The sequence below is a fragment of the Bosea sp. RAC05 genome (assembly GCF_001713455.1).
In the GTDB taxonomy this organism is placed as follows: domain Bacteria; phylum Pseudomonadota; class Alphaproteobacteria; order Rhizobiales; family Beijerinckiaceae; genus Allobosea.
Genome location: NZ_CP016464.1, coordinates 1,721,849 through 1,742,277, shown reverse-complemented (window position 1 = coordinate 1,742,277; position 20,429 = coordinate 1,721,849). Strand labels below are relative to the sequence as shown.

The window sequence follows — 20,429 nt, the reverse complement described above, 5'->3', positions numbered from 1 at the left end:
CGCAGCGATTATTACACAATCCCAATCAATGGTGGCGACATGTCGGTCTCGGGCTGCGCCGCGCGCAGACCCGAGTATCCCGAAACGAGGGAGCGCCGGTTTGCGAGAGGTCCGGGGCGAGCCCGAGCATCTCGCTCCCCTACCCCCGCAGCGCCGCGCCGTAGCGCTTGGCCATCTCGGCGACGATCTTGGCGCCGACCGCCTCGATCTCTGCTTCGGTCAGCGTCTTCTCGACCGGCTGGAGCGTGACCGCGAGCGCGACCGACTTCTTGCCGGGCTCGACGCCCTGGCCCTCGTAGAGATCGAAGACCGAGACATCCGAGATCAGGGCGCGGTCGGCGTTCTGGGCGGACTTGACCATCTCGCCGGCAGCGGTCGCCTGGTCGACGATGAAGGCGAAGTCGCGCGTCACCGGCTGGAAGCCGGAGAGCGAGAGCTTCGGCTTGACCTTGGTCGGCTTGTATTTCGGCAGCGGCAGGGCATCGAGATGGATCTCGAAGGCGACCAGCGGACCCTTGACGTCGAGCGCCTTGAGGATGCGCGGATGGACCTCGCCGAAGGCACCGATGACGCCCTTGGGGCCGAAGCGCAGCGTCGCGGAGCGGCCGGGATGGGCCCAGGCCGGCCCGCCGGCCACCACCTGCAGCCCGCCGGTCGGGACGCCGAGCCCGGCCAGCAGCGCCATGACGTCGGCCTTGGCATCGAAGGCATCGACGGGCCTGGCCGCGCCGTCCCAGTGGCGACCGGCCCCCTCGAGCTTCGCCGTGCCCCGGCGCAGGCCCGTGGCCGCCATGAGCTGGCCCTCGGGCTGGTCGTTCTGGAAGATCTGGCCGACCTCGAAGAGCGCGACGTCGCCATGGCCGCGATCGGCATTGGCCTGGGCAGCCCGGATCAGGCCCGGCAGCAGCGAGGGCCGCATGTCGGAGAGATCGGCCGCGATCGGGTTGGCGAGCACGAGCTGGCGCGAGCCGCCGCCGAAGAGCTTGGCCGCCTCGTGGTCGATGAAGGACCAGGTTACGGCCTCGACCATGCCGCGGCTGGCGAGCAGGCGCTTGGCCTGGCGCGTGCGCTTCTGGAGCACGGTGAGGACGGGCTTGATCACCTCGCCGGCGATGCGCGGCAGCGGCGTCGAGACGACGCGGTCGAGCCCGGCGATGCGCAGGATCTCCTCGACGAGATCGGCCTTGCCGCCGACATCGGCCCGCCAGGAGGGGGCCGCGACCTTGACCCGCTCGCCCGGTCCCGAGACGTGGAAGCCCAGCGAGGTCAAGGCGAGCTTCATCTCGACGACCGGCAGGTCGAGCCCGGTCAGGCGCTTGACCTCGGACCAGGGGAAGTCGATCGCATGGGCGCTCTCGGGCAGTTCGCCGGCAAAGACCATCTCGGAGGGCTCGCCGCCGCAGAGCTCGACGATCATCGCCGTGGCGAGATCCAGCCCCGGCCGGCAGAAATCGGGATCGACGCCGCGCTCGAAGCGATAGCGCGCATCGGAGGTGATGCCGAGCGCACGGCCCGAACGGGCGATGTTGAGCGGGTCCCAGAGCGCGCTCTCGACGAGCACGTCGGTGGTGCCCTCGTCGCAGCCCGAGGCCTCGCCGCCCATGATGCCGGCGATCGACTCGACGCCCGCCTCATCGGCGATGACGACCTGCTCGGAGGTCAGCGTGTAGGTCTTGCCGTCGAGCGCCACGATGGTCTCGCCGTCGCGGGCGCGGCGGACGACGAGGTCGCCCTTGACCTTGGCCGCGTCGAAGACGTGCAGCGGGCGGTTGCGGTCGAGCGTCATGAAGTTGGTGATGTCGACGAGCGCGTTGATCGGGCGCAGGCCGACAGCGCGCAGCCGCGCCTGCAGCCAGTCCGGCGAGGGGCCGTTCTTCACGCCGCGCACCAGCCGCAGCCCGAAGGCCGGGCAGAGCGCCTTGTCCTCGGCCGCGAGTTCGAGCTTCACATCGACCGGGCAGGGGAAGCTGCCGCGCACGGACGCGGCCGATGGCGTCGTCGTCTTGCCGAGACCGGCGGCGGCGAGATCGCGCGCGATGCCGGCGACGCCGAGCGCGTCAGCCCGGTTGGGCGTCACGGCGATCTCGATGACCGGATCGCTGAGGCCGGCATAGGCGGCGTAGGACTGGCCGACGGGAGCGTCGGCCGGCAGGTCGATGATGCCGTCATGATCCTCGGAGAGCTGCAGCTCGGCGGCCGAGCACAGCATGCCGTTGGATTCGACGCCGCGGATCACGCCCTTGCCGAGCGTGATGTCCTTGCCGGGAATATAGGTGCCGGGCGGGGAGAAGACGCTCTTCATGCCGGTGCGGGCGTTGGGCGCGCCGCAGACGACCTGCACCGGTTCGCCGGCGCCGGTGTCGACCAGGCAGACGCGCAGCCGGTCGGCATTGGGATGCTGCTTGGCGTCGATCACATAGGCCACGGTGAAGGCGGCGAGCGCCTTGGCCTTGTCCTCGATACCCTCGACCTCGAGCCCGACGCGGGTCAGGGCCTCGGCGATGGCCTCGACCGGCTCGGTCGTGTCGAGATGATCCTTCAACCAGGACAGGGTGAACTTCATGAGCGTCCGTCACTTCTCGTCATTGCATGGGACATCGGGGCCGGCGCGGCGTTCAGCTCGTCCTCCCCGTCCGTCTTGATCTTCATCGCGTTGCCGCGCCAGCTGACCTCGCGGGCGACGAAGGCATAGGCCCAGACGCCGGGAAAGACGATGTCGCGGATCAGCAGCGCCAGCGGCATGCGCCAGGAGCCGTACCAGCCGACGCCGCGCGCGAACGCCAGCTCGGCCGCGTACCAGGGCAGCAGCACGAGGACCGGGGCGAGCCAGGCGGACAGGCCGAAGGACGGCAGCGCGATGGCCGCCGCCAGCACCGCCAGCAGCGGGCCGGAGAGGATTTCGGGCAGGAAGAACGGCAGGAAGGTGACGCGCCGCAGCCGCGCCCAGCGGAACTGGCGCTGGACGACGTCATGCAGGCTGCGCTCGCCGAGAGGCTGCTCGAAGGGCTGGCCGACGAGATGGACATGCTTGCCGGCGCGGCGCACGAGCTTCGTCGCCGCCGCATCCTCGGCGATCTCCTCGCCGAGCACGGCGATGCCGCCGCGGGCATCGAGGAAGGGCTTGTTCCAGAGCATCGACTTGCCCTGGGCGAAGCCGAAGCCGCAGGCCTCGCCGGCGAACTGCCAGCGCGCCTGGAAGGTGTTGAGGAAGGCGCATTCCAGCTCGGACCAGAAGCCGAAGGGCCGCGAGCCCACCGGAGTCGAGCAGACCAGCCCGGTCTCCTCCCCCCAGGAGGCGAGCATGCGCTGGATGTAGTCCCTGGGCATCAGCACATTGGAATCGGCGAGGATGACCCAGTCGGTCTGGGCCGCCTCCCAGCCCTTGACGCAGTTGTTGAGCTTGGGATTGGCACTGACCGGCACGTCGCCGGTCACGAGCTTGACGCGATCCGCCCCATAGCGGGCGATCAGCTCCTCGACCATCGGCACGATGGGGTCGTCCGCATCGGCGACGGCGAAGATCGTGACGTAGTCGGGATAATCCAGTTCGAGCCCGGAGATCGCCGTCTCGCGGCTGAAGGCCTCGATGCCGCGCAGAGGGCGCACGATCGTCACCGGCGGCCGCGCCGCGAGCAGGGCCGTCTGCCGGTCGCGGCGGCGCAGGCGAATGTACGCGATCGCCTGGCAGAGCAGGTTCGTCGCGACGAGCAGCGCGGCGAACAGGCCTGCCCATCCCGCGGCCGTCATGACATCGCCCTCCGGTTGGCGGCGGCACTCACGCGGAGAGACCGCCGGTCAGCGTCGGCAGGTCGAGCGGGCGGAAGCCGTAATGGCTCAGCCAGCGCACATCCGCCTCGAAGAAGGGGCGCAGGTCCGGCATGCCGTATTTCAGCATGGCGATGCGGTCGATGCCCATGCCCCAGGCGAAGCCCTGGTAGATTTCCGGATCGAGCCCGCAATTGCGCAGCACGTTCGGGTGGACCATGCCGCAGCCGAGGATCTCGAGCCAGTCCTCGCCCTCGCCGAAGCGGATCTCGCCGCCCTTGCGCGAGCACTGGATGTCGACCTCGACCGAGGGCTCGGTGAAGGGGAAGAAGGACGGCCGGAAGCGCATCTTGACCGTGTCGATCTCGAAGAACGCCTTGCAGAACTCCTCGAGGATCCACTTGAGGTGGCCCATATGGGCCTTCTTGTCGATCACCAGCCCCTCGACCTGGTGGAACATCGGCGTGTGCGTCTGGTCCGAATCCATCCGGTAGGTGCGGCCCGGGCAGATCACGCGGATCGGCGGCTGCTGGGCCAGCATGGTGCGGACCTGGACCGGTGAGGTGTGGGTGCGCAGCAGCTTGCGCTCGCCATTCGCATCGGGCGCGAAGAAGAAGGTGTCGTGCATCTCCCGGGCCGGATGGCCGACGGGGAAGTTCAGCTTGGTGAAGTTGAGGTCGTCGGTCTCGACATCAGGTCCCTCGGCGATCGAGAAGCCCATGTCGCCGAAGATCGCGGTGATCTCGTCGATGACCTGGCTGATCGGGTGGATGCGGCCGCGCGCCTCGGGCCCCTCGCGCACCGGCAGCGAGACGTCGATCGTCTCGGCGGACAGCCTGGCCTCGAGCGCGGTCTCGGCCAGCGCCTCCTTGCGGGCCGACAGCGCCGTCTGGACCTGGTCGCGCAGGCCGTTGATCAGCGGCCCCTTCTCCTTGCGCTCGTCGGGCGTCATCGCGCCCAGCGTCTTCAGCAGCGCCGAGATCGAGCCGGCCTTGCCGAGCGCGCCGATCCTGACCTGCTCCAGCGCGGCTTCGTCCTGCGCCTGGGCAATCTCGGCAAGAAGGCTCGCGCCCAAGTGATCGATCTCGTTCATGCCTGCTCTGGTCCGTTTGCGAGGCATCTTCTAGGGTGTCGCCAGCCTCGATGCTAGAGGCAATCACGCCGGCAAAGCAGGCTGGCGCTCGCAAATCCCGGGGGTTTGACGATGATGGGCGCCGCTTCATGACAGGGCTGTCGCAAACGCGTCCGAGCCTGGCCCTGTGGCGGCGGCTGCGCGCCCCGATCGCCGCTGTGCTGCTGGCGCTCGGCCTTGCCGGGCCGGCCCTGGCGCAGGATGGGGCGCGCGTGCGCATCACCGGCGAGATCGCCGACAGCTGGTGCACGGTCAGCGGGCTGATGTTCGCCAAGGGCAGCGCCCATCACCAATGCGCCGTCTGGTGCGCGCTCGGCGGCATTCCCGTCGCGATCCGCGACGCTGATGGCGCGCTCTATTTGATCCTGCGCATCGGCGACGACAGCGACAGCGCCGCCAATCCGCGCATCGCCCGGCTGATGGCGCATGAGGTCACGGTGGACGGCGAACTGCTCGAGCGCGACGGGGTGAAATACCTGCTCGTGGACAAGATCGCCGACGACAAGGGCGTGATCAACCTGACCCATGACGAGCACGGCATCCAGCCGTTCGGGAACTGAGGCGATGGGCACGTTTTCAGCCCTCATCCTGAGGAGCGCAGCGGGGCTTGGCGTCGCGGCGCTGGCCGCCTTGGCTCCGGTCGTCGCCCAGGCCGCCGAGCCCTGGGGCATCCCGCACGAAAAGCCGGTCGTGCTGAAGGGGCGCGTCATCGAGGCGCTCTGCCATCTCAAGGGCGTCTGCGCGCCCGATTGCGGCGCCGGCAAGCGCCAGCTCGGCATTCTCGATGCGGATGGGCGCTTCCGGCTGGTCGGCAAGGGGCAGGTCGATTTCGCCGGGGCTGCGCCCGATCTCGCCGGCTTCTGCGGCCGGGAGGTCGAGGCTGACGGGCTCTTGATCGAGAACCCGGCGATCACCCTGTTCTTCGCGCAGGGCGTCCGCGAGGCCGGCAGTACAGCCCCGTTCACGCCGACCGAGCGCTTCAAGACGCAATGGGAGGCCCGCAACGGCGCCGCGCCGGAATGGTGGCGGGCCGATCCGGAGGCGAATGCGATCATCGCCGAGACCGGCCCGCTCGGTATCAAGGGCCTCGTGCCCAAGCCGAAGCCCTGAGCGCGAGGATGCGGGCAAGCCCGACGCGACGCGCTCTGCTGGCCGGGCTCGCCGCCGGCTGGAGCCTGCCGGCGCTGGCGCAGCATCACGGCCATGCCGGGCACGCCGCGGCCTCCCCCCGGCCCGATCCGCTGGCGGGGCGGTTCGGCGGGCCGTTCTCGCTGGTGGACCACAGCGGCAAGGCCGTCAGCGACGGCGACTTCCGTGGGCGCTTCATGCTGGTCTATTTCGGCTTCACCCGCTGCACCGACACCTGCCCGATCGACCTGCCGACGATCGCGCAGGCGCTGGACGGGCTCGGCCCGCTGGCGGATCGCGTCGCGCCGCTCTTCGTCACCGTCGATCCCGCCCATGACACGCCCGCCGTGCTGGCGGCCTATGTCGGCGCCTTCCATCCCCGCCTGATCGGGCTGACCGGCAGCGAGGCGCAGATCGCCGCGGTGGCGAAGGCCTACAAGGTCCACCGGCGCAAGCTGACGCTGCCGCATCACGGCCCCGGCGAGCACAGCGTCGACCATGGCTCGCTGACCTATCTGATGGACCGCGACGGGCGTTTCCTGACGCTGCTGCCGCACAACACCGGCGCGGATCGGATGGTGGCGGTGCTGCGTTCCTATCTGGCGTAGGCTGACGCCCAACCCGGACAGGAATCGCTGCGATGCCCAAAGCCGACGTCCCGCCGCGCGACAGCACGGCGCAGAAGGCCTCGCCCTCCTACCGCCTGGCGGCGCTCGACCCCGACTTCATCCTCGGCGATTCGACGCGCGGCGTGCGCTTCATGCTCGAATACCAGAAGGCCGAGGACCACTTGCGCGCCCGCGGCATCCTCTCGACGATCGTCGTCTTCGGCTCGGCGCGGGTGCGGGAGGGAGAGCCCTGGTACGAGGCGGCGCGGGCCTTCGCCAAGCTCGCCTCGGAGCGCGGCGGCGCGCTGGCGCCGGGCGATCTCGGGCGCGACCACGTCATCGCCACCGGCGGCGGGCCGGGCATCATGGAAGCCGCCAATCGCGGTGCGACGGAGGCCGGCGCGCTCTCGATCGGCTTCAACATCACGCTTCCGCATGAGCAGGAGCCCAACGCCTGGTCGACACCGGATCTGACCTTCCGCTTCCATTATTTCGCGATGCGCAAGATGCATCTGGCGATGCGGGCAGCCGCACTGGTGGTCTTCCCCGGCGGCTTCGGCACGCTCGACGAACTCTTCGAGATCTTGACGCTGGTGCAGACCGGCAAGATGCGCCCCGTCCCGATCGTGCTCTACGACCGCGCCTACTGGCAGGCGTTGCTGAACCTCGAGGTGATGGCGCAGGCCGGGCTGATCCGGGCGCAGGACCTCGCCCTCTTCGCCTATGCCGATACGCCGGAGGAGGCCTATGCCCGCATCGTCGAGGGCGCGGGCGACAACTGGCGCCCGGCGACGGAGGATGGCGTGCAGACTTAGAGCATCCGCGTCATGCTCGGGCGAAGACCCGAGCATCTCCTTCAAGGGATTCTCGGGTCTCCGCTTCGCTACGCCCGTGAATGACGACATTGAGCAAACAAAAAAGGCCGGCATCGCTGCCGGCCTTTTTCCGTATCTCGTCGAAGCCGAAAGCTCAGGCGGCCTGGGCCTGCGGCTCGGCGGCGAGCGCGGCCTTGACCGCCTCGACCACCGCCGTGAAGGAGGCGGCGTCGTCGATGGCCATCGCCGAGAGGGTCTTGCGGTCGAGCTCGATGCCGGCCTTGTGCAGGCCGTTGATGAACACCGAATAGACCAGGCCGTGCTCACGCACCGAGGCGTTCAGGCGCTGGATCCAGAGCGCGCGGAACGAGCGCTTCTTGTTCTTGCGGTCGCGATAGGCGTACTGCATCGAGCGATCGACGGCCGCCTTGGCGGCGCGGATCGTGTTCTTGCGGCGGCCATAGAAGCCCTTGGCGGCCTTGAGTGTCTTCTTGTGCTTGGCATGGGACGTTACGCCCCGTTTCACGCGAGCCATGTTCGATCTCCGGAAAGGTTAGGGGGCGTCAGCCGTTGGGGAGGAAATATTTCTTCACGTTGGCCGCATCGCCCTCGAAGAGGACGGTGGTGCCGCGGTGATTGCGGAGCTGCTTGTTGGTCCGCTTGATCATCCCGTGACGCTTGCCGGCCTGGGCGTACATAACCTTGCCGGTTCCGGTGATCTTGAACCGCTTCTTGGCGGCCGATTTCGTCTTGATCTTGGGCATTTTCGCTCCTCATAGGTCGCGAGCGCGCAAACGGCGCCGCTTCATGTTTGCTTGCTGGAAGCAAAGATCGACCGCCACGGCAGCCCTTATCAGCCGGGCGATCGAAGGCCGCGCGTATGACAGAAAAGGATGGGGCTGGCAAGCGAGGTGCGGTGGAAACGGCCAAGACAGGTCATTTCCTGCAGGTGAAGGCCAAGGCACCCTGGCGAGATGAGCCAGCGCATTCGACCGGCAACCCCAAAAAGAGCTGTCGACATGCCAGCCGGCCTTCGATCTGGCGCCCAGTCCAAATCAACTCGTCGCTGATTTTGAGAATCCCACAAGATTCGATCAACTCGAAATTCGTTCTAGCGCCGATAGCGATTGCTGACCACAACGCCCTGGCTGGCCACGCCGTCGTTGCAGGGGCCGCCGACCGCGATCGGAGCCATTCCAAAGGCAGCATAGTCGAACGACGTGCCGGCACGCGGACCGCTCCGGAAGCGGCAAACCGTGCTCACTTCGCGGCGGGGCTCGGGCCGATATTCGCGCCGGTCCCGGTAACGGTCGTCGCGATAGTCGGGGCGCCGCTCCGTCCGTCTGTCCGACCGGCGATCGACACGCTCGTCTTCGCCTCGATCAAAGCCACCGCTCCTGCGGCGCTGAACGCAGTCGCCAGTTTCACGTACAAAGACAGTTCCGGGAGGGCAGCTTGAGCGCTCTCCGGGGTAGCGCTGCTGCGCGTCGGCTGAATTCACATCGCCAAAAATGAAGAGTGACAAGAAAGCGAGTAGTGCAGATTTATGTCGAACTCCAGTCATCGTCCTGTTCCCCCTGGATTTTTCCCTTGGGTAATGACAGTTTCATTTTCGTTTTGCTTTAGCAAGGACTCAACCGAAAGGGTCCATGGCGTAGAGGACGGTCATGCTGAGACTCGCCGCGCGTGCATCAGCCATGGCGCCGCGCCATGGTGGTCGAGGCCCAGGCCTTCTCGATGAAGACGGGGCACTGGCGCCGGGGCCAGGCCAGTGAGGGAGGTTCGCATGCGCAAGAATCTGACGGTGAAATCGCTCGCCCTGTTGTTCGCCTTCATGGCGGGCTTCAGTCCTCCAGTGCCCGGCACAGGGTCGGCCGAGGCGCAGGTGCGCAGCTCCGGCCGCGAGGTCTCGCGCCAGAGCGTCCGGGATCACCGCCAGGGATCAGTGAACCGGGCGCATCGCGGCCAGCGGCCGCAGGTCAACCGCTCCCATGTCAACCGTGGACAGGTCTATCGCGGCCGTACGGTTGTCCGGCACCACAGGCCGGCGCATGTCGTCGTCGTCCATCCCCGTCGCCACTGGAACCGGGGCGGGGCCATCGCGGCGGGCGCCGCGATCGGCTTCATCGCAGGGGCGGCGGCGGTGTCGTGGGCCGGGCAGCCGCCGCGTTCGGGCTATTGCTGGTTCTATACCACGCCGGCGCGCACGACCGGCTTCTGGGACTGGTGTCCGGTCCGCTGAGCGGCGCCTACTCCGCCGCCTGGACCAGCGCCGGTCCGCCTTCGCCCTGAAGGCGCGCACCGAGGCGGTCGACATCGAGCAGCATCAGCATGCCCGCCGGTTCGCCGCGGGCGTTGCGGGTCGCGACGACGCCGAGCGCGGGGACGTCGGTCTTCGAGGTCAGGTCGCGCAGCGGCTGCAGTTCCGAGGCCGCGATCTCGGGGATCAGGCCGAGCGCATCGACGATGAGCCCGAGCGTGCGGCCGGCCGCCCGCACGATGACGATCTGCTGCTCGTCGGAGGAGGCATCGGGAATGCCGAGCAGCCGGGCGAGGCGCAGCACGGGCACCGGCTGGCCCTCATGCAGCTTGTAGCCGGCGAGCAGGCCGTCTCCCGCCTTCTTGGCCGAGGGCTTGAGGCCGGCGATGTCGACCGCCTCGATGACGTCGCGGGCCGGGACGCCGAGCCAGTGCCGACCGATATGGAAGGTCGCGACCTCGAAGGCCTCGACCCCGTCGGCGGGCTTGTGAGCCGCGAGCGCGCCCCGCCCTGCTCCCCCGACCGCCGTCTTCGCCCCTGCGTCCGTCGCGACCTCGCCGAGCGGGACCGCGCAGAGCGCCACGACGTCGGCACGGTGACCGTCGCTGGTCTTGTATTCGCGATAGCCCTTCGAGAGCGCGGCGCCGACCGCCATGTGCTTGCCCTCGAAGCTGCGGATGCCGGCGAGATCGCCATCGCGCTCGAGCGTGGCGGCATCGATCGGCAGCGGGCTTTGAGCACCCACGGGGAAACGCGGATCGCTGGAGGAGATGATCCGGCCATCGCCGTCCACCAGCAGCGCGAAGGACCCCGGCAGGGCCGCGCCTTCCTCGTCGGTCGGGAGCGAATCGGCGAGGATCGCCGAAAATTGTGGGGTCGAGTCGAAGACGATGGCGATGCCGCCGAGCGCCCTGCCCCCGACCGGGCTCTGGACCGCGGCGGTGTAGATCAGCGTCGCGGCCTCGCCGTAGAGCGGCGTCGGCTCGAAGGCCGATACGGCATAGTGCTGCCCCGTGCGCAGCGCGAGCGTGCGGGCCGCCCATTCGGCCTCGAGCTTCTGCCCGACGAGATGCGCCTGCGACGGCTGCGACACGGCGACGACGACGCCCTGCGTGTCGAACAGGATGAGGTTGCTGTAGACGGTGTAGAGCGCGTTGATGGTGGCGAGGATCTCGCCGCAGAGCCTGCGGCCCTCCGGCGAAGGCGCCGCCAGGACCCGGGCGAAGCTCGCATTCAACGCCCACCAGCGGCAGTCATTGGCGCGCTCGTACAGATTGCGGTCCATCACGTCGATGGCGAAGGCGGCGCGCGAACGGCACTTCTCCATGATGGCGGCGACGACGGTGCGGTGCAGGTCGCCGATCGAGGCGTCGCAGACGGCCTGCGTCTTGCGGCCCGCGCTGGAGATCTCCCAGAGCAGGATCTTCGAGAAGGCGGCATTGGCGGCGGTCGAGCCGGCCTGCCGGATCGAGCCGTTCCAGACCGAGCGGTTGAGATCGCCCTGGATCGCCGCCGCCTGGCGCGAGACATGGCGCAATTCGTCCGAAAACAGCCCGGCCCGGCTGGTGACCGCGGCGAGCAGATCCTCGCCGATGCTCTTGCCCAGTTCGCCATCGTCCTGGTCGAACGCCGCCTCGAGCGGGATCAGCCCGAGACCGAGCCAGCCCGGCCCCATGTAACCCTGATAGCCCGCCGTGCCGCAGGCCATGGCGAGATATTGCCGGCCGCCGAGGCGGATCACCGGGTCGCGCCCCTGGAGCGCGGAGGGGGAGAGCCTGAGGCCGGCCGGCAGCTGGATCGGGCACGAGCCGGCGATCACCTCGCCCTCGGGCGAGACGCAGGCCAGCACCGTCCAGTCATGCTCGGGCAGGAGCTTGCGGAAGATGCCCTCCATCTCGTCGGCCAGCCGGAAGACGAGGACGAGCACGCCGAGCGGGCGCTTGGCCGCATCCTCGACGCGCCAGGCATAGACCAGGGCCTTCTCGTCGGCGACGAAGTCGACGAGGCCGTAATGCTCGACATAGGCGCCGGTCGAGGTCAGCGCCTCCGTGACGATCGGGTGGCGGGCCTCCTGCGCCGGATGGGACGCCAGGCGGGCGCGGATCGCGCCCTCGCGGTCGACCAGCACGATGTCGGAATAGACCGAGTACTTCGCGACGTAGTCGCGGAAACGCGCCTCGATGGCCGCGCGCGCCTCGGACGAAACCGGCGCCTCCAGCATCTCGCGGATGTCGGTGTCGGCAGCGAGGAAGCCGATATCGGCCGTACGCTCGAACAGGTTGCGGACCAGCACGTCGATGGCGTTCTGCGCCTTGATGCGCAGATCGGTCATCGCCTTGTCGCGGGTTTCCTTGGCGAGATGGCCGAGCAGGCTCGCGGTCAGCGTCTCGAAGGCCGAGCGCGTGCCGGACATTTCGGTGGCGTTGCCCGAGAGTTGCCCAAGCAGCGTCAGCGTGTCCCAGGACGCCTGCAGCCGGTCGAAGACCTGCCGGTAATCGTCGATCGCCCGCATGTGCCGGATCAGGCCGGCGAGCGCCGGATCGATCTCGAATCCCTCTCGAAGCGTAGGCAAGTCGTAGGCGCCTCCGGTAGGCCGTCGCCCGCCGGCACGGCACCGGACGAGGGACGCGAGCAAACGCAGCCAGCCGGCATCGTTGCGCGCGGAAGAAGATCACCAAGTGCGTTGATTCGCATCCACCCGATCAGGTGTTCGTGCCTAAATTTCAAGCAGGAAGCCTGCGCGAGCGGCGCCGCAACGCAAGTGCCTTTACGTCATCTCCAGCATTCAGCGCGCCCGATACACGAGCGGGAACTGCTCGGGCTTGCTCGCCTTGCCGTCGCAGGCCACCTTCTCGCGGTACTCGACCAGGACGAACTCGCCATCGGGCCCGACGCGGTGGCGCTCATAGACGCCGCAATCGCCCTCGCTGCGGCCGAGCGCCGTGCCGGTGACGGTGCGGGTCTTGACGTTCCATTCCGGCGACATCAGCTCGGCGGGGGCGCTCGTGCGCTTCTTGCCGGGCGGGGCCTTGAAGCTCAGGAAGCGGAGGTTCTGCGCCGGCTCCGGCAGGTAGACCAGCGCGTAGACGGCGTTCGTCTGGATGTTGAAGCGCTGGCAGGGCAGTTCCCAGATCGCCGATTCCTCCGACATCTGGAAGCCGGTGACGCCGGACTTCAGCATCTCCGGGTCGCAGCCGAAGCGGCTCTTGAGCGTCGCCGGCAGCGTGCGCGGGATCTGGGCCGGTCTCACGGCGTAGCGGCTGAAGATGCCGTCCAGACCGGCGGGCGCAGCCGCGGCGGCAGGCGGGGCCGCCGGAGGCGAGGCCGCGGCGGGTGCGGTCATACAGCCGGCCCCGCCCTTCACGGTCACGCGCGCCTGCTGCTTGCCGGCCATCGACACGGTCAGCGTGCCGCTCTCGATCTCGACCGCCTCGCCCTCGATCTCGCCGAGCTTGAGATCGAGCACCGCAAAGCCGTCGCCCTCGCCGAGCCTGTAGAGCTGGTAGGGGTAGAGGCCGTAGCCGCCGACCTTGCCGCCGGTCGCCACCCGCGTCATCGGCAGGACCTTCTCGCCGACCTTGATGCGCGCGGGCTGGCGGACATGGTTCTGCCCGGTCAGGGCCTCAGTGAAGATGAAGGCGTAGCGGTCGTTGTCGGGGTCGCGGTTGGACTGCCACAGCGCGACCGAGCAGCCTTTCGAGCGGTCGACCTCGGCCTTGTCGAACAGTTTCAGGTCGAGCTTGGTCTCATCGGGCTTGGCGGGCGCGGGGCTCTGGGCGGGCGGGGGCGTCTGGGCCCCGAGCGGCCCCGCTGACATGGCTGCCAGCACCAGCGCGGCAAACGTCGCCGCAACCCCGTTCGACCCCATCGACATTCCCCCTGCAGCGGCCGCGCCCGTCGCAGGCGTCGGTCCCCTCGCGGCCACCCTAGTCAAGGACCGCGCCGGGGAGAACCCGAAATTGACGCTCGGTCAGAGCCCCTCGATGCGCCTCAGCGCCTCGAAATGCTTCTCGGACTGGTGGACAAGCACCTGGCGCCACTCGCGCGCGGTAGCCTCGATCTCGGCCTCGGGAATCAGCTTCAGAGGCCGGCCGGTGGACATGGCCAGCACCTGCTGCCGGCAGGCGCGCTCGAGGAAATAGAGATCGTCGAAGGCGACCGCGACGGAAGGCCCGCCGATGGTGACGCCGTGATGGGCGAGGAAGGTGATGTCGGCGCCGGCTTCGGCCTTGTTGGCGGCGACGATGGCCTCGCCCTCGCTCTCGTCCAGCGCCAGCCCGCCGAAATGGTCGACATAGAGCGTGCGGCCATGGAAGCGGCAGGCGGTCTGGTGGGCCATTTCGAGGCGCCCGCCCTCGACCATGGTCAGCGCGGTCGCATAGGGCATGTGGACATGCAGCACGGCGACATGGCGCGGATTGGCCTTATGGGCGGCGATGTGGATGTTGCGGGCGGTGGCCTCGACCTCGCCCTCCCCTTCCAGAACCTGGCCGCGCTCGTCGATCAGCAGCAGGTCGGAGGGCCTCATCTCCGACCAGTGCACGCCATAGGGGTTGATGAGGTAACGCGGCCGGCCGTCGGGCCCATCCGGCAGCGCGACCGAGAAGTGGTTGCAGATGCCCTCGTTCAGCTCGAACTTCGCGGCGAGGCGCAGGGCGGCGGCGAGATCGCGACGCTGGCTGGTGAGGCTGGGCTTGGTCATGGCGAGGGACTCGGGGCTCGAAGGGATGGCGCGAACCCAAGCATCGCGGGCCCCGACATGACAAGGCCCGGCACTGGGGCCGGGCCTGATGCCGATTGCATGGCGCGAGCGGCTAGCGCGGCGCCAGCACCATGACCATCTGGCGGCCCTCGAGCTGCCAGTCACTCTCGACCTTCGCCTGCTCGGCGAGATCGGCCTTGACGCGCTCGAGCACCTTCACGCCGAGATCCTGGTGGGCCATCTCGCGGCCGCGGAAGCGCAGGGTCACCTTGACCTTGTCGCCCTCCTCGAAGAAGCCGAGCATGGCCTTCATCTTGACGTCGTAGTCATGCTTGTCGATGCCGGGCCGCAGCTTGATCTCCTTGATCTCGATGGTGCGCTGCTTCTTGCGCGCCTCGGCGGCCTTTTTCTGCTCCAGGAAGCGGAAGCGGCCGTAGTCGAGAATCTTGCAGACCGGAGGCACGGAGTTGGGGGCGATCTCGACCAGGTCGAGACCGGCATCCTCGGCAATCTTCAATGCCTCGAAGAACGGCACCACGCCACGATTGGCGCCGGTGTCGTCGATAAGCTGGACCTCGCGAACGCCGCGGATGTCGCGGTTGGAACGCGGACCGTCCTTGGTCGGGGTCGGGGCGGCACGGAAAGGACGACGAATGGCTGTATTCTCCTATGAATGGCGCGTCGGGCGCCTGTCGCCAGACACATTGCACAAAGACGCGCGTTGTCAATGGACGAGGGCCGGCTGCCTGTGACGAATGCCCGATAGATCGGGACGATCCGGGTTTTCGGCAAGGGCGGACGCGTTCAGCCGCCGCCCCGCCCCTCCAGCAGCGCGCAATAGACGTCGAGGGTCTCGGCGACCATCGTCTCGAGCGAGAAGTGCCGCTCGACGTGGCGGCGTGCCCGCAAGGCGAGATTGTCGCGCGCCGAGGGCCGCAGCGAGAGCGCACCCGCCAGCGCTTCCGCAAGGGCGGCCGCGTTGCCGGGCTCGACGCGCCAACCGGTGCGCTCGTTGGGCGGGGTCTGCGGCGGGGCGAGCACGGTTTCCGGCACCGCGCCGAGATCGGAGACGACGACCGGCGTGCCCATGGCCTGGGCCTCGACGGCGACGCGGCCGAAGGCCTCCGGCTCGGTCGAGGGCACGGTGACGACGGCCGCGGCCAGCAGGGCGGCCGGCATGTCCGAGCAATGGCCGACGCGGCGTACGCGCCCGTCGAGGCCCGCCTTGGCGATGAGCTGGTCGAGTTCCTTCACGTAGCCGTCGCGGCCCTGCGGATCGCCGGCGAGGATGAAGGCGGTGTCGGTGTCGCCGCCGTCGCGCAGGATGCGGGCGGCCTCGATCAGCACGCGCTGGCCCTTCCAGCCGGTCAGCCGGCCCGGCAGCAGGACGATCTGCTGATGGGCGCCGATGCCCCAGGCGGTGCGCAGCGCCTGGATGCGTTCCGGCGCGACGGCCTGGGGCGCGAAGGCCGCGAAGTTGGTGCCCCGGTTGACGACGCGGATGCGCTCCCGGGCGAAGCCGTGCCGGGCGAGGATGAGCTCGGCCGTGTAGGCGGAATTGGCGATGACGATGTCGCCCCGCGCCATGACCGAGTTGTAGAGCGTCTTCACCGCCGAGCGGCTGTTGTAGGAGCCGTGATAGGTGGTGACGAAGGGCAGGCGCAGCAGCCTGGCGGCGGCGAGCCCGACCCAGGCCGGCGCCCGCGAGCGGGCATGGATCAGCTCGACGCCCTCGTGCCGGCAGAGCAGCGTGAGCTTGCGGATATTCAGCGCCATGGCGAGCGGGTTCTTGGCCGCGGCCGGAAAGGGCAGCCAGACGCCGCCCTTGGCCTGGAGCTCGGCCACCAGCCGGCCGCCCTCGGTGGCGACCAGCGCCCGGGCGCCGACCTCGGTCAGCCCGCCCGCGATGTCGACGGCCGTGCGCTCGGCGCCGCCCGCCTCGAGCTCCGGGATGATCTGCAGGATCGTGCGCCCGACGAGCGGGTGGGACTCGGTCGAGGGCAGGGAGAGATGTGCACCTGGCTGAAAGGACATACTCACCGCTCTGGAACGCCACCCCTGACCCATGCGGGCCGACCCGCGACACATCCGTCGGGCGGGACTATGCCTGCCCGCCGGCCGAATGCGCAGCCTATATTCGCGCGCCAGACCCGATTCGTCACAGGAGATTTGCGTTGGAGCGAGAGGCCCCCCATTGGCTCGAGGTCGGCGAGGGCGCGGACCGGCGCCGTCTCGCCGTGCTGTCACAGCCCGGCGACGGCGTGCCGGTCGTCTGGCTCGGCGGTTTCCGCTCGGACATGCGTGCGACCAAGGCCGAGGCCCTGGCCGACTGGGCACGGCGGGCCGGCCGGCCCTTCCTGCGCTTCGACTATGCCGGCCATGGCGAGAGCGACGGCGATTTCGCGCGCTGGACGCTGTCGCACTGGCTCGAGGATGCGCTCGCCGTCATCGCCGCCCGCTGCGCAGCCCCACCGATCCTGGTCGGGTCCTCGATGGGCGGCTGGATCGCGCTGCTCGCGGCGCGCCGGCTGCTGGGCACGGCGCTGGCGCCGGCCGGCCTCGTCCTGATCGCGCCGGCGGTCGATTTCTCGGAAGATCTGATGTGGGCCCAGATGCCCGAGGCGATCCGCCAGACCATCCTGCGCGACGGCGTCTGGATGCGGCCGTCGGAGTATTCGTCGGAGCCGACGCCGATCACGCGCGCGCTGATCGAGGACGGTCGCTGCCATCTGATGTTCGGCGCGGAGATCAGGACGGGCTGTCCCGTCCACATCCTGCAGGGCATGAAGGACCCCGACGTACCGTGGCGCCAAGCGCTCAAGCTCGTCGAGCATCTCGGCGGCGATCCGGTCGTGCTGACGCTGGTCAGGGACGGGGATCACCGCCTGTCGGGCGCGCAGGATCTGCTTCGCCTCGAGGCGGCGGTCGCGGGGATCGCGACCGCGCCCTGAGCGCGTCAGTGCCGCGCCATGAACGCGTCAGTGCACGCTGACCATCCGCAGATCGTGCTCCCAGGCGTTGGCGGTGGCCGCCTCGCGGGAATCCGTCACCAGGATCGGCGCGCCATCGGCCGAGAGCAGCGCGAAGAGCTGCAGGCCCGACTGGATTTCCGGCGCCTGCGGGAAGATCCGCAGCAACTCGTCGGAGGTCATCGACTTGAGATAGGCGACCTCACCGGTCCCGAGCGCCGCGAATTCGGCCGGGGTCAGGGGGGTCGTCTGGATCATCGTTCTGTCATCGTTCATCGCGCCCTCCTTCAGAGCAGTGCGAGTGCGGTTACAAGGATACGACTGCAATCATGAACGGATGCAAAAACCGCGCTTGCACCCGCTTAGGCCTTCAGACCGGCTCATCGCGGCTCACGATATCGATACGCCGGATCAGCCTTTCGGGTTCCGGGCGGACGAGGTCGATCGCCAGCAGCCCGTTCGAGAGATCGGCCCCCATCACCTGCATCCCCTCCGCCAGCAGGAAGCTGCGCTGGAACTGGCGCGCGGCGATGCCGCGGTGGAGGAACTGCCGGCTCTTGTCGTCGACCTGGCGGCCCCGGATCGTGAGCTGGTTTTCCTCCAGCGTGATCTCGAGCTGGTCCCGCGCGAAGCCCGCGACGGCGAGCGTGATGCGGAGCCGGTCCGGCTCCTCACCCGAGCGGGCGAGCCTCTCGATGTTGTAGGGTGGGTAACCCTCGTTGGCGCCCTTGGCGACCCTGTCGAGGGCGCGCTCGATGTCGTCGAAGCCGAGAAGAAACGGATGGGACAGACTGGGCGTACGCGTCATTCCCAGGACCTTGCCTGACGGTGCCGGAGCCTCGCGAGAGCGCTCCCGATCGGCCGGGGCCCGCCTTGGCGGCGCCCCGCGGGCGGAAGGCGAAGCCCTTCCGCTTGAGTGACGATATGGCGATCGCGGCAGCGGCTTCAAGGGCTCCGGCGGCGCCACCGGGGCGGTCGAACGTCGCGGCGGACCGGGCGGGGACGGGTGGTACAGCCACCCCGGCTTGAACGGGGGACCTCTAGATCCACAATCTAGCGCTCTAACCAACTGAGCTATGGCTGCCCGCACCCGGCGCTTGGCGATCGGTCGCTTTCGCGAGATCGGCGGCGGCGCGGAACCTAGAGCCGACGCCCCGTGATTGCAACCCGGCAGTCGCGGGTTTTTGCAAGCGGCGGGCCGAGGCCTGCCCTGCTGCGACTTCAGGGCCGACCGATCGCCTTGCTGGCGATCCGTGCCAGTTCCTTGAGGTGCTCCGAATAGGACTCATAGGAGCGGCGCACCGCCTTGGCCTGGAGCGCCACGGCGTCGGCGGCGCTGTCGGTGCGCGCCAGCGTCTCGACGTCGCCCAGCGTCGCCTTCAGCTCGGCGCAGGCATGGTCGAGCATGCTCGCCTGGAGCGCACCGAAGGCCTTCGCCATCGCCAGCGTCTGGGTCATCACCGTGGTCGAGGCGATGGCGGCGAATTCAGGCGGGCGCGGCAGCGGCGTCGCGATCAGCGAAGCGGGCGCAGCCGCAGGGGCGGCGACCGGAGCGGCGGGCTTCGGTGGGGCCACGTCGACCGCGCGCGTCACGGTCTCGGCGACCGCCTGAGCCGCCTTGGCCGAAGCGGCGGCGACGGTCTCGACGGCGGCGGTCGCTGCGGCGACCGTCTTCGCGACGGCCGGCGGCGCAGCCGGCACGACGGCGGCGGGTGCAGGCGCCTGGGCCTTGGCGGCCGGCTTCGCGGCCGGCGTCTCGCGCCGGACCTTGGTGGAGGCGATCTGAGTCGTGGTGCCCGGCTTGATCGCCCGGGGCGCGATCTTCACGGGCGCCTTCGGTGCCTCGGGCTTGCCAGCCACAGGCTTGGCGACAGCGGGCTTGGCGACAGCGGGCTTGGCAGCCGCCGGCGCGGCAGGGGCCGCTTTGGCGACCACAGGCGCGGCGGGGGCAGGCTTGGGCACAGGCGTGGCAGCCACGGGCATGGTCGCCGCAGGCTTGGGCTCGGCTGGCGTCGCAGCCGGCATTTTTGCAGCGGGCATCGTCGCAGCGGGGGCGGGCTTGGCAGCCGGTTCCACCTTGGGCTGCGGCGCAGGCGCCGCGACCGGCGCGGGCGACGGAGCCTTGGCGGCCGGAGCCTCGGGCGGCAGGGTTCCCGACAGCGCCTTGACGGGCGACAGGCTGATCGGGGCTTTGGACTTGGTCCGGGTCGGTGCAGGCTTGACCATGACGGTTCTCCTTCGGCGCTGACTGGGTGCGGCGGGCGCTGCGCCCGGCTTCCGGTCCTGGGTATCGCGCCGGGGCTGTCCGGATGGTCAGTTCGGCGCAGGAGCGGCCGCCGCGAAGCAGCGGCCGCGTCCGAGGCGGTAAAGTCCGGGACGGTGACGTCCGGAGCGGTAAAGGTCCCGAGCCGTTACTTGGGCTTGGCGGCCTTGGCCACGGTCTCGGCGGTCTTGGTGGCGACCTCCTGGGCGGCTGCTCCGAATTCCTTCAGCTGCGTCTGGAGGGCGGCCATCTGGGCCTTCATGAACTCCGACTGATGCGCCATCACCTCGGTGATGTCCTTGGACTGCACCAGCTTCTGGGCGAGGTCGAAGGCCGCCGCGACATTGTTCTCGGCGTAGGAGATCGCCTTGCGGGCGGCGTCATGCGTGCTGACGCGTGCCGTCTCGGCCGAGCCATGCGCGGAATCGACGGCCTTGGCGGCCGCGCCGATGAAGCCGTCGAAGGCCTTGCGGGCCTGCTCGACGCTGCGCTCGGCAAAGTCGCGCATCTCGGCGGGAACTTCGTAAGGGGTCTTGATCGCCATGGGTGGTCCTCCTGTTCGGCGCCGCTGACTGACTGCCTGCCTTGCCGGATCTGCCGGCCAAGGCCCGGTCTCTGTTATTGTGCGGTGCAATATCATTGTTGCGACGCAAAGACAATGATAGCCGCAACGCCCGCATCCGTTAACGCTGTTTCGAACGGGCGGGGGAGAGCGCGGTTCCCTCCATGGCGCGGCGGTGATTTGGCGGCTATTAAGGCTTTGTTAGGCATAATGGCGCCGCCTTGG

At 69.1% G+C, this 20,429-nt stretch carries 21 protein-coding genes and 1 tRNA gene; 7 read left to right on the top strand and 15 right to left on the bottom strand.

Translation table 11 applies throughout. The annotated features are described in order from the left end of the window. Window positions 1-139 precede the first annotated feature (139 nt). The 3 genes from pheT to pheS are packed head-to-tail and all read right to left on the bottom strand — an operon-like array spanning window position 140 to window position 4,858. A complete protein-coding gene (pheT, locus tag BSY19_RS11705; RefSeq protein ID WP_069054325.1) occupies window positions 140-2,563 on the bottom strand; it encodes a phenylalanine--tRNA ligase subunit beta in 2,424 nt (807 codons plus the stop codon). After that, a complete protein-coding gene (locus tag BSY19_RS11700; RefSeq protein ID WP_069054324.1) occupies window positions 2,560-3,747 on the bottom strand; it encodes a ceramide glucosyltransferase in 1,188 nt (395 codons plus the stop codon). The genes pheT and BSY19_RS11700 overlap by 4 nt, the downstream gene beginning before the upstream one ends. A 28-nt stretch (window positions 3,748-3,775) precedes the next feature. Continuing rightward, on the bottom strand, window positions 3,776-4,858 hold the full coding sequence (pheS, locus tag BSY19_RS11695) for a phenylalanine--tRNA ligase subunit alpha (protein ID WP_069054323.1): 1,083 nt from the start codon (window positions 4,856-4,858) through the stop codon (window positions 3,776-3,778). A 128-nt stretch (window positions 4,859-4,986) separates the two neighbouring features. On the opposite strand from pheS, the gene BSY19_RS11690 reads away from it, so the two are divergent. The 4 genes from BSY19_RS11690 to BSY19_RS11675 are packed head-to-tail and all read left to right on the top strand — an operon-like array spanning window position 4,987 to window position 7,448. Next, window positions 4,987-5,457 carry a hypothetical protein gene (locus BSY19_RS11690; RefSeq protein WP_083247549.1) on the top strand — a complete coding sequence of 157 codons (471 nt, stop codon included), beginning with the start codon at window positions 4,987-4,989 and terminating at the stop codon, window positions 5,455-5,457. 4 nt (window positions 5,458-5,461) lie between these two features. Further along, complete coding sequence (locus BSY19_RS11685; RefSeq protein ID WP_069054322.1) at window positions 5,462-6,007, top strand: hypothetical protein; 546 nt, start codon at window positions 5,462-5,464, stop codon at window positions 6,005-6,007. 8 nt (window positions 6,008-6,015) lie between these two features. Beyond that, window positions 6,016-6,633: an SCO family protein gene (locus BSY19_RS11680; protein ID WP_069054321.1), complete on the top strand. Its 618-nt coding sequence runs from the start codon at window positions 6,016-6,018 to the stop codon at window positions 6,631-6,633. 32 nt (window positions 6,634-6,665) lie between these two features. Continuing rightward, complete coding sequence (locus BSY19_RS11675) at window positions 6,666-7,448, top strand: LOG family protein (protein WP_069054320.1); 783 nt, start codon at window positions 6,666-6,668, stop codon at window positions 7,446-7,448. A gap of 154 nt (window positions 7,449-7,602) precedes the next feature. On the opposite strand, the gene rplT is transcribed toward BSY19_RS11675, so the two are convergent. After that, the gene (gene rplT / locus BSY19_RS11670; protein ID WP_069054319.1) at window positions 7,603-7,983 is read right to left on the bottom strand and encodes a 50S ribosomal protein L20; all 381 of its coding nucleotides are present in this window, start codon (window positions 7,981-7,983) and stop codon (window positions 7,603-7,605) included. Between the two features lie 28 nt (window positions 7,984-8,011). Further along, on the bottom strand, window positions 8,012-8,212 hold the full coding sequence (gene rpmI / locus BSY19_RS11665; protein ID WP_069054318.1) for a 50S ribosomal protein L35: 201 nt from the start codon (window positions 8,210-8,212) through the stop codon (window positions 8,012-8,014). Window positions 8,213-8,328: 116 nt separating this feature from the next. Here rpmI and BSY19_RS27540 point away from each other — a divergent pair, with 116 nt between their 5' ends. Both BSY19_RS27540 and BSY19_RS28345 read left to right on the top strand, forming a co-directional pair. Then, the gene (locus BSY19_RS27540; protein ID WP_150129589.1) at window positions 8,329-8,907 is read left to right on the top strand and encodes a hypothetical protein; all 579 of its coding nucleotides are present in this window, start codon (window positions 8,329-8,331) and stop codon (window positions 8,905-8,907) included. 327 nt (window positions 8,908-9,234) lie between these two features. Then, complete coding sequence (locus BSY19_RS28345) at window positions 9,235-9,690, top strand: hypothetical protein (protein ID WP_236840514.1); 456 nt, start codon at window positions 9,235-9,237, stop codon at window positions 9,688-9,690. 7 nt (window positions 9,691-9,697) lie between these two features. Here the strand turns inward: BSY19_RS28345 and BSY19_RS11655 are convergent, their stop codons facing one another. The 5 genes from BSY19_RS11655 to BSY19_RS11635 form a co-directional block, all read right to left on the bottom strand. Then, window positions 9,698-12,280 carry a chemotaxis protein CheW gene (locus tag BSY19_RS11655; protein WP_069054317.1) on the bottom strand — a complete coding sequence of 861 codons (2,583 nt, stop codon included), beginning with the start codon at window positions 12,278-12,280 and terminating at the stop codon, window positions 9,698-9,700. Between the two features lie 213 nt (window positions 12,281-12,493). After that, a complete protein-coding gene (locus tag BSY19_RS11650; protein ID WP_150129588.1) occupies window positions 12,494-13,576 on the bottom strand; it encodes a DUF1176 domain-containing protein in 1,083 nt (360 codons plus the stop codon). A gap of 102 nt (window positions 13,577-13,678) precedes the next feature. Then, on the bottom strand, window positions 13,679-14,575 hold the full coding sequence (locus BSY19_RS11645) for an aldolase (RefSeq protein WP_257785741.1): 897 nt from the start codon (window positions 14,573-14,575) through the stop codon (window positions 13,679-13,681). Next, the gene (infC, locus tag BSY19_RS11640; protein WP_069054314.1) at window positions 14,523-15,065 is read right to left on the bottom strand and encodes a translation initiation factor IF-3; all 543 of its coding nucleotides are present in this window, start codon (window positions 15,063-15,065) and stop codon (window positions 14,523-14,525) included. The genes BSY19_RS11645 and infC overlap by 53 nt, the downstream gene beginning before the upstream one ends. A gap of 149 nt (window positions 15,066-15,214) precedes the next feature. Next, on the bottom strand, window positions 15,215-16,444 hold the full coding sequence (locus BSY19_RS11635) for a glycosyltransferase family 4 protein (RefSeq protein ID WP_069054313.1): 1,230 nt from the start codon (window positions 16,442-16,444) through the stop codon (window positions 15,215-15,217). A gap of 140 nt (window positions 16,445-16,584) precedes the next feature. On the opposite strand from BSY19_RS11635, the gene BSY19_RS11630 reads away from it, so the two are divergent. After that, window positions 16,585-17,361 carry an alpha/beta hydrolase gene (locus BSY19_RS11630; protein WP_069054312.1) on the top strand — a complete coding sequence of 259 codons (777 nt, stop codon included), beginning with the start codon at window positions 16,585-16,587 and terminating at the stop codon, window positions 17,359-17,361. 27 nt (window positions 17,362-17,388) lie between these two features. On the opposite strand, the gene BSY19_RS11625 is transcribed toward BSY19_RS11630, so the two are convergent. From BSY19_RS11625 to BSY19_RS11605, 5 genes are all read right to left on the bottom strand, one after another. Beyond that, a complete protein-coding gene (locus tag BSY19_RS11625; protein WP_083247547.1) occupies window positions 17,389-17,655 on the bottom strand; it encodes a BQ00720 family protein in 267 nt (88 codons plus the stop codon). 94 nt (window positions 17,656-17,749) lie between these two features. Beyond that, window positions 17,750-18,187, bottom strand: a complete 438-nt coding sequence (locus BSY19_RS11620; RefSeq protein WP_069054311.1) for an Hsp20 family protein — start codon at window positions 18,185-18,187, stop codon at window positions 17,750-17,752. Between the two features lie 199 nt (window positions 18,188-18,386). Then, window positions 18,387-18,463: transfer RNA gene (locus tag BSY19_RS11615), tRNA-His, on the bottom strand. A 137-nt stretch (window positions 18,464-18,600) separates the two neighbouring features. Then, window positions 18,601-19,605 (bottom strand): phasin family protein, encoded by a 1,005-nt coding sequence (locus tag BSY19_RS28565; protein WP_069054310.1) that lies wholly within the window; start codon window positions 19,603-19,605, stop codon window positions 18,601-18,603. A 185-nt stretch (window positions 19,606-19,790) separates the two neighbouring features. Next, window positions 19,791-20,186, bottom strand: a complete 396-nt coding sequence (locus BSY19_RS11605) for a phasin (protein WP_069054309.1) — start codon at window positions 20,184-20,186, stop codon at window positions 19,791-19,793. Window positions 20,187-20,429 lie beyond the last annotated feature (243 nt).